Here is a 6,613-nt window from a genome sequence, read left to right as displayed (position 1 = left end):
AACAAAATGACCGGCGTGGCGGAACAGTTCCAGTACATCCTGCGGGATGAGTCGATGCACCTGAACTTCGGCATCGATGTGATCAACCAGATCAAAATCGAAAACCCGCACTTGTGGGATGCCGAGATGAAGGAAGAAGCGACCCAGATGATCCTGCAAGGGACTCAGCTGGAGATTGAATATGCGCGTGACACCATGCCGCGTGGGGTGCTGGGGATGAATGCGGCGATGATGGAGGACTACCTCAAGTTCATCGCGAATCGTCGTCTGTCGCAGATTGGGTTGAAGGAAGAGTATCCAGGGACGACTAACCCATTCCCGTGGATGAGCGAGATCATGGACTTGAAGAAAGAGAAGAACTTCTTCGAGACCCGTGTGATCGAGTACCAGACTGGCGGCGCGCTGAGCTGGGATTGATTTAAAGCGGCCCCTTCGGGGGCCGTGTTGTTTCACCTGTCGATGTTTTTTTATGCCCAATCAAACCATCAAGACCCCCTGCGTCGGCCTGTGCTCCACCGTCTACGGAGACCTGGTGTGCCGGGGTTGCAAGCGTTATCACCATGAAGTGATTCAGTGGAACGGCTACAACGCCGAGGAGAAACAGGCGGTGTGGCTGCGCCTGGAACAACTGCTGGTGCAGGTGATGACCAGCAAGCTGCAGGTGCTGGACCCGCAACGCCTGCGCCAGCAACTGGAAGACCGCAAGATCCGCTTTGTGCCCCACCAGTCGCCGTATTGCTGGGCGTACCAGTTGATTGCCCGGGGCGCGCGGGTGATTTCGAAGCTGGATGCGTATGGGTTGGCGCTGTTGCCGGAGTTTCGCGAGCGCAATCTGGCAGATTTGCGGGATGCGATTGACCGGGAGTTTTTCCTGTTGTCCGAGGCGCATTACGAGCGGTATATCGCGCCGGGGTTTCTGCGGGAATCGTTTGGGGCACCGTTGATAGCCAGTATTTAGACAACCACACAGAACCAGTGTGGGAGCGGGCTTGCTCGCGAAAGCGGTGTATCAGTTGCCGGATATATTGACTGACACACCGCATTCGCGAGCAAGCCCGCTCCCACATTTAGATCTTTGTCGCTCAGGAGGTCCAGGACGGCTCGCGATCGGTCTGCACCCCATAACGCTTTATCGCCTGCTGGCAAACCTGCCTGTCCAGACTCCCCTGCTCCACTAACGCCGTCAGCGCCGCCAGCACAATGAAATACCGGTCCACCTCGAAGAACTGGCGCAAGGTTTCGCGGGTATCCGATTGCCCGAAGCCATCGGTGCCCAGCGCCACAAAGCGCCGGCCCGGTACAAACGGGCGAATCTGATCGGCAAAGATTTTCATGTAGTCGGTGGCGACCACCACGGGCCCAGGCTGGCCCTCAAGGCACTGCTCGACATAGCTGGTACGCGGTTCGCTTTCAGGATGCAGCAGGTTCCAGCGCTCCACGGCATGACCTTCCCGGCGCAGCTCGGTCAGGCTGGTGACACTCCACACATCGCTGGCCAGGGCAAAATCATCGCGCAGCAGGTCCGCGGCGGCGATGACTTCCCGCAGGATCGAACCGCTGCCCATCAGCTGTACCCGTGGTTGCGTGGTGTCTTCAGCCGCCTTCAACCGATACATGCCCTTGAGAATCCCGTCCTCGACGCCTTCGGGCATCGCCGGGTGCGGGTAGTTTTCGTTGAGCAGGGTGATGTAGTAGTAGATGTCCTCTTGCTCGACGTACATCCGGCGCATGCCTTCGCGAATGATCACCGCCAGCTCGAAGGCAAACGTCGGGTCGTAGGAAATGCAGCACGGGATCACCGACGACAGCACATGGCTGTGGCCATCGTCATGCTGCAGGCCTTCGCCCATCAGCGTGGTGCGCCCGGCCGTCGCCCCCAGCAGAAAGCCCCGCGCCCGTGCATCACCTGCGGCCCAGGCCAGGTCGCCGACCCGCTGGAAGCCGAACATCGAATAGAAAATGTAGAACGGTACGGTCATCAAGCCGTGGTTGGCGTAGGACGTACTTGCTGCGATCCACGAGGAAATGGCGCCGGATTCATTCAGGCCTTCCTGCATGATCTGTCCGTCCTTGCTCTCCTTGTAGTAGGACAGCTGGCCGGCATCTTGTGGGGTGTAGAGCTGGCCGACGGCGGAGTGAATGCCGATCTGGCGGAACAGGCTTTCCATGCCAAAGGTGCGGGACTCGTCCGGCACGATGGGCACGATCAGTTTGCCCAGGTTCGGGTCCTTGAGCAGGGTGCCGAGGATGCGCACAAAGGCCATGGTGGTGGAGATCGCGCGTTCGCCGGTGTCCTTGAGCTGGGTGGCGAAGGCATCCAGTTCCGGGATCTTCAGCGACTCGACCGCGCTATGGCGAGCCGGCACGTAGCCACCCAGTGACTGGCGGCGGGCGGCGAAATAGCGGGCCTCTTCGCTGTCGGCGGCCGGTTTGAGATACGGGATTTCAGCCAGTTGGTCGTCGGCCACTTCCAGCCCGAAGCGATCGCGGAAGGCTTTGACGGCTTCAGCGCCCATCTTTTTCAGCTGGTGGTTGATGTTCTGGCCTTCGCCGGCCTCGCCCATGCCGAAGCCCTTGACGGTTTTCGCCAGGATCACCGTCGGCTGGCCGCTGTGACGCACGGCGGCGGCATAGGCGTTGTAGACCTTGTCCGGGTCATGGCCGCCCCGTGAGAGTTTCCAGATATCGTCATCGGACATGTCTGCCACCAGCGCCAGCAACTCCGGGTATTTGCCGAAGAAGTGTTCCCGCACGTAGGCGCCGTTTTGTGATTTGTAGTTTTGATAGTCGCCGTCCACGCACTCCATCATGCGCTGGCGCAGCAAGCCGCTTTTATCCTTTTCCAGCAGCGCATCCCAGCCGCCGCCCCAGATTACCTTGATCACGTTCCAGCCGGCGGCGCGGTACAGGCTTTCGAATTCCTGGATCACCTTGGCATTGCCGCGCACCGGCCCATCCAGGCGTTGCAGGTTGCAGTTGACCACGAAGATCAGGTTGTCGAGTTTCTCGCGCCCGGCCAGGGAAATGGCTGCCAGGGATTCCGGCTGATCCATCTCGCCATCACCGAGGAACGCCCACACCTTGCGGCCCTGGTGCTGCTTGAGGTCGCGGAACTCCAGGTAGCGCATGAAGCGCGCCTGATACGCGGCGGTAATCGGTCCGAGGCCCATGGAAACCGTAGGAAACTGCCAGAAGTCAGGCATCAGGCGAGGGTGCGGATAGGATGACAAACCGTCGCCACCGGCTTCCCGGCGGAAGTTGTCCAGCTGCGCTTCGCTGATCCGGCCTTCGAGGTACGCCCGCCCGTAAATGCCCGGCGCGGAGTGGCCCTGGATGTACACCAGGTCGCCATCGAAGCTTTCAGTTCGGCCACGGAAGAAATGGTCGAAGCCTACGTCATACAGCACCGCAGCCGACGCATAGGTTGCGATATGCCCGCCCACGCCGGAATGTTTGCCCGCGCGCAGCACCATGGCCATGGCGTTCCAGCGAATAAACGCATTCAGCCGGCGCTCGGTGGCCAGGTTGCCGGGGTAGGGCAACTGGCGGTCTACCGGGATGGTGTTGACGTACGGGGTGGTCACCCGCCCGTAGAAGTCGCCATGCCGCGCCACGTCGAAATCCAGCAACTGATCAATCAGGTAATGCGCGCGCGGGCGGCCTTCGGTGGACAGCACCGATTCGATGGACTCCAGCCATTCGCGGGTTTCCTGTGGATCGTCGTCGAGGCGTACTGCAGTGTTCGGGGTCATGTCAGGCTCCAGGGTGGACGGGTTTCAGCGTGTGGGCTCCTTGTGGGAGCTTTGCGAATGTAGTTGCAATTGCAACTACATGACTGAATCTAGCGCGGGATGAGCTACTATTGCAACCTTCTTGAAATTCCCCGGATGGTGTTGCATGTCGTCGAAAGAGCCTGATGTCTGGTTCCGTTTTGTTCGGGCCCACAGGACGGTCATCCGTGAAATCGAACGGCGCCTGGCCGATGCCGGTCTGCCGCCGTATGCCTGGTACGACGCTTTGTGGGGCCTGGAAAGTGGCCCCGATGGCACCCGGCGCATGCACGAATTGGCCGATGTGCTGGCCATCGAACGCTACAACCTGACGCGCCTGGTCGACCGCCTGGAAAAGGACGGCCTGGTGGTGCGTTCGCGCTCCGACGGTGACGGGCGTGCTGCCTTTGTCTCGATCACCGACGCGGGCCGGGTATTGCGTAAAAAGATGTGGAAAATCTACGAAAGCAGCGTGGATGAATTGTTTTTGTCGCAGCTCGACAGCGAGCAACGCCGGGGTTTTGCCGAGGCATTGGAACGTACCGCGGGGCTGGCGATGGAGGCGGGCGTGCAGACCCGCGGGCGGCGTAAGACCTGAAGCAAATATTCCAGGCGACGCGGATTCCGTGTGGGAGCGGGCTTGCTCGCGAAAGCGGTGTGTCAGCAACAGTAATATCAACAGGTACACCGTCTTCGCGAGCAAGCCCGCTCCCACATTTGATCTGCGATGGATTGCAGATCGTCATTTCAGGTGATATCGATTCAGGGCGGTCTCCACCTGTTCTGCTTCGATCCAGCCGTCATCCGCCAACGCCTTCAATGCCAGCACCGCTACCCAATATCGACTGGGTGCTGACGTTTCCACGGAGCCCGCACCCAACGCTACAAAACGCGCATCCACATGCCCTGCCAACTGGTCAACGATAGGCTGCGGATACCCGGTGACTGCGACCACCGGCGCGCCATCCCCAGCCAGGCAATCCCTTAGATGACAACTGCGCTTCGGTTCCAACGGGTGCAGGCGGTTCCAGCGTTGCGCTGCATCCGCTTCGCGGGCCAGCCGTGTATAGCTGGGGCAACTCCACAGTTGCGCCTCGACGTTCCAATCCGTCTCGAGCAACTGCGCGGCGTGCACGACTTCTTCAAACGCTCGACCCGCACCCAGCAACCGCACCCTCAATTCACTGGTGTATGAGCGCCGGACCCGGTACATGCCCCTGAGCGCATGGTCACTATCCTGCGGGCTCAGCCCTGGCCCTTCGTGTTGATCGTGCAGTGCCAGGTAGTAGAACCCCGGCTCGCCGTCGACATACAGCGCCTGCAAACCCGCCAGCACAATCGCCCGGGCTTCCTCGCCGGAGGCCGGGTCATAAGGTGTGCAGTGAGGATTGCTGGCCAGCCATAAGGGCAGTGAAGGGGAGGGCTGGGTTGCATTGTCGTTGCACAGGATGCCCCGCTGACGGGTCTCGCCGGACAGCGCGCGCAACTGCGCCGATGACGCGGCCGTGTGCAGGTACAGCATGGGTTTTTCCCCGGTATTGCGCGCGAACCAGGTGGGCCAGCTCACCACTCGGCGTGAGCGCGACTGGCCGCGAATCACCCACGCCTGCCGGCTGGACTCCAGGGTGTTGGCCATGGTCATCACGCTATACAGGGGCGAGCAGCGGGGCTGCTGCGTTGCATTCAGGGCGTCGATGCAGATCAGGGCAGAGCGTTCGGTGCTGGCAGTCATGAGCAGGGTCGCTTGGCAACGGGTGCCCATACCCTAAAGGAATTCGGCTTACGATTGCAATTGCAATGATTGCAGTTGCATCTAAAATTCATCCGGCTAAATCAAGGCAATCCTGCTACGTTTAATCCTGAAGTGCAGGAACGTCATGCCACGGACATTTTTTCGTCATGACGGCACTTTAGGCTGGTTGTGCAGGTCACTAAGCAACCCCTTTTCATAAAACAAGGAGTCAACCATGGACGATTACCAGGAAGAATTGCTCGAGTACCACGCCTTTGAACTGGATCCGCTGGATCCGGCCGATGATGCCACCGAGCTGTAAGACAGACGTCAGGCGGAATGCCGCTGACTGCGGCGAAATTCCCCTGGGGTCTGGCTGTTCCAGCGCTTGAACGCCCGTTGAAAGGCTTCCGCTGAAGCAAAACCGAGCAAATAGGCAATTTCACCGAACGCCAGTTCGGTATCGCGAATGTAGGTCATGGCCAGGTCGCGGCGAGTGTCGTTGAGAATCGCCCGGAACTGAGTCCCTTCTTCCGCCAGCTTGCGCCGCAGGGTCCAGGTCGGCAGTTTCAAGCGTGACGCCACTTCTTCCAGGTCGGGTTCCCGGCCACCATTGAGCATCGGCCCGAGCAAGCGGGTAATGCGCTCGCGCAGGCTGCGGGTGCGCGTCAACTGCTCCAGTTCCCGTTCGCACAACTGCACCAGTAATTGCCAGGTACTCGGGCAGTGTTCCGGGTTGCGCAGGGCCAGGGTTTGCTGGCTAAGGCGCAACTGATTGTGCTCGGCGCCAAACTGGATCGGGCAGTCCCCAAGCACGCTGTAGCGCTCGCTGTAGTCGGGGGCCTGGAACTCGATTTCGATCCGCTGCGCCTGCACCGGTTGCGCACTCAGGCTCGACAACTGATGCAGCCAGCCGGCGATGATCGAGTCCACCACAAAGCGGTTATAGGCGTTGTACGGGCTGATGGAGTAGAAGCGCAGCCACGCACCGTCCGCATCCTCGTGAAAGCTCGACTGGCCGCGATAGTTGGAGCCGTACAAGGCTTCGAAGCGCGTCAGGGTACGGGCGGCTTCGCGCACGGTGGGCGCCTGGGCGGCGGTGACCCCGGCG

The 6,613-nt window shown here is 60.5% G+C and carries 6 protein-coding genes; 3 read left to right on the top strand and 3 right to left on the bottom strand.

Translation table 11 applies throughout. The features are described 5' to 3' along the window. On the top strand, positions 1-417 hold a 417-nt coding region (locus HX846_RS28235), incomplete at its 5' end, for a ribonucleotide-diphosphate reductase subunit beta (protein ID WP_178966550.1). 52 nt (positions 418-469) lie between these two features. After that, on the top strand, positions 470-958 hold the full coding sequence (locus HX846_RS28230; RefSeq protein WP_003208512.1) for a DUF1289 domain-containing protein: 489 nt from the start codon (positions 470-472) through the stop codon (positions 956-958). A 124-nt stretch (positions 959-1,082) separates the two neighbouring features. On the opposite strand, the gene aceE is transcribed toward HX846_RS28230, so the two are convergent. Further along, on the bottom strand, positions 1,083-3,752 hold the full coding sequence (gene aceE, locus HX846_RS28225) for a pyruvate dehydrogenase (acetyl-transferring), homodimeric type (protein WP_178966549.1): 2,670 nt from the start codon (positions 3,750-3,752) through the stop codon (positions 1,083-1,085). Positions 3,753-3,897: 145 nt separating this feature from the next. On the opposite strand from aceE, the gene HX846_RS28220 reads away from it, so the two are divergent. Continuing rightward, on the top strand, positions 3,898-4,368 hold the full coding sequence (locus HX846_RS28220; RefSeq protein WP_008431958.1) for a MarR family winged helix-turn-helix transcriptional regulator: 471 nt from the start codon (positions 3,898-3,900) through the stop codon (positions 4,366-4,368). Between the two features lie 144 nt (positions 4,369-4,512). Here the strand turns inward: HX846_RS28220 and HX846_RS28215 are convergent, their stop codons facing one another. Together HX846_RS28215 and HX846_RS28210 are read right to left on the bottom strand one after the other, a co-directional pair. Continuing rightward, positions 4,513-5,532, bottom strand: coding sequence for a pyruvate dehydrogenase (locus tag HX846_RS28215; RefSeq protein WP_177050485.1), 1,020 nt, complete (start codon positions 5,530-5,532; stop codon positions 4,513-4,515). A gap of 300 nt (positions 5,533-5,832) precedes the next feature. Beyond that, positions 5,833-6,613: AraC family transcriptional regulator (locus HX846_RS28210; RefSeq protein WP_178966548.1), on the bottom strand; the 781-nt coding region annotated here is incomplete at its 5' end.

This window comes from Pseudomonas sp. K5002 (assembly GCF_013386655.1).
GTDB lineage: Bacteria > Pseudomonadota > Gammaproteobacteria > Pseudomonadales > Pseudomonadaceae > Aquipseudomonas.
Note: the sequence above shows the minus strand (reverse complement) of the source record. Positions and strands in the feature narration are given on the sequence as shown.

Bases quoted from the DNA above. Each gene is read 5' to 3' on its own strand.
- HX846_RS28220 (WP_008431958.1), top strand. From the start codon at position 3,898: ATGTCGTCGAAAGAGCCTGATGTCTGGTTCCGTTTTGTTCGGGCCCAC.
- HX846_RS28230 (WP_003208512.1), top strand. From the start codon at position 470: ATGCCCAATCAAACCATCAAGACCCCCTGCGTCGGCCTGTGCTCCACC.
- aceE (WP_178966549.1), bottom strand. From the start codon at position 3,752: ATGACCCCGAACACTGCAGTACGCCTCGACGACGATCCACAGGAAACC.
- HX846_RS28215 (WP_177050485.1), bottom strand. From the start codon at position 5,532: ATGGGCACCCGTTGCCAAGCGACCCTGCTCATGACTGCCAGCACCGAA.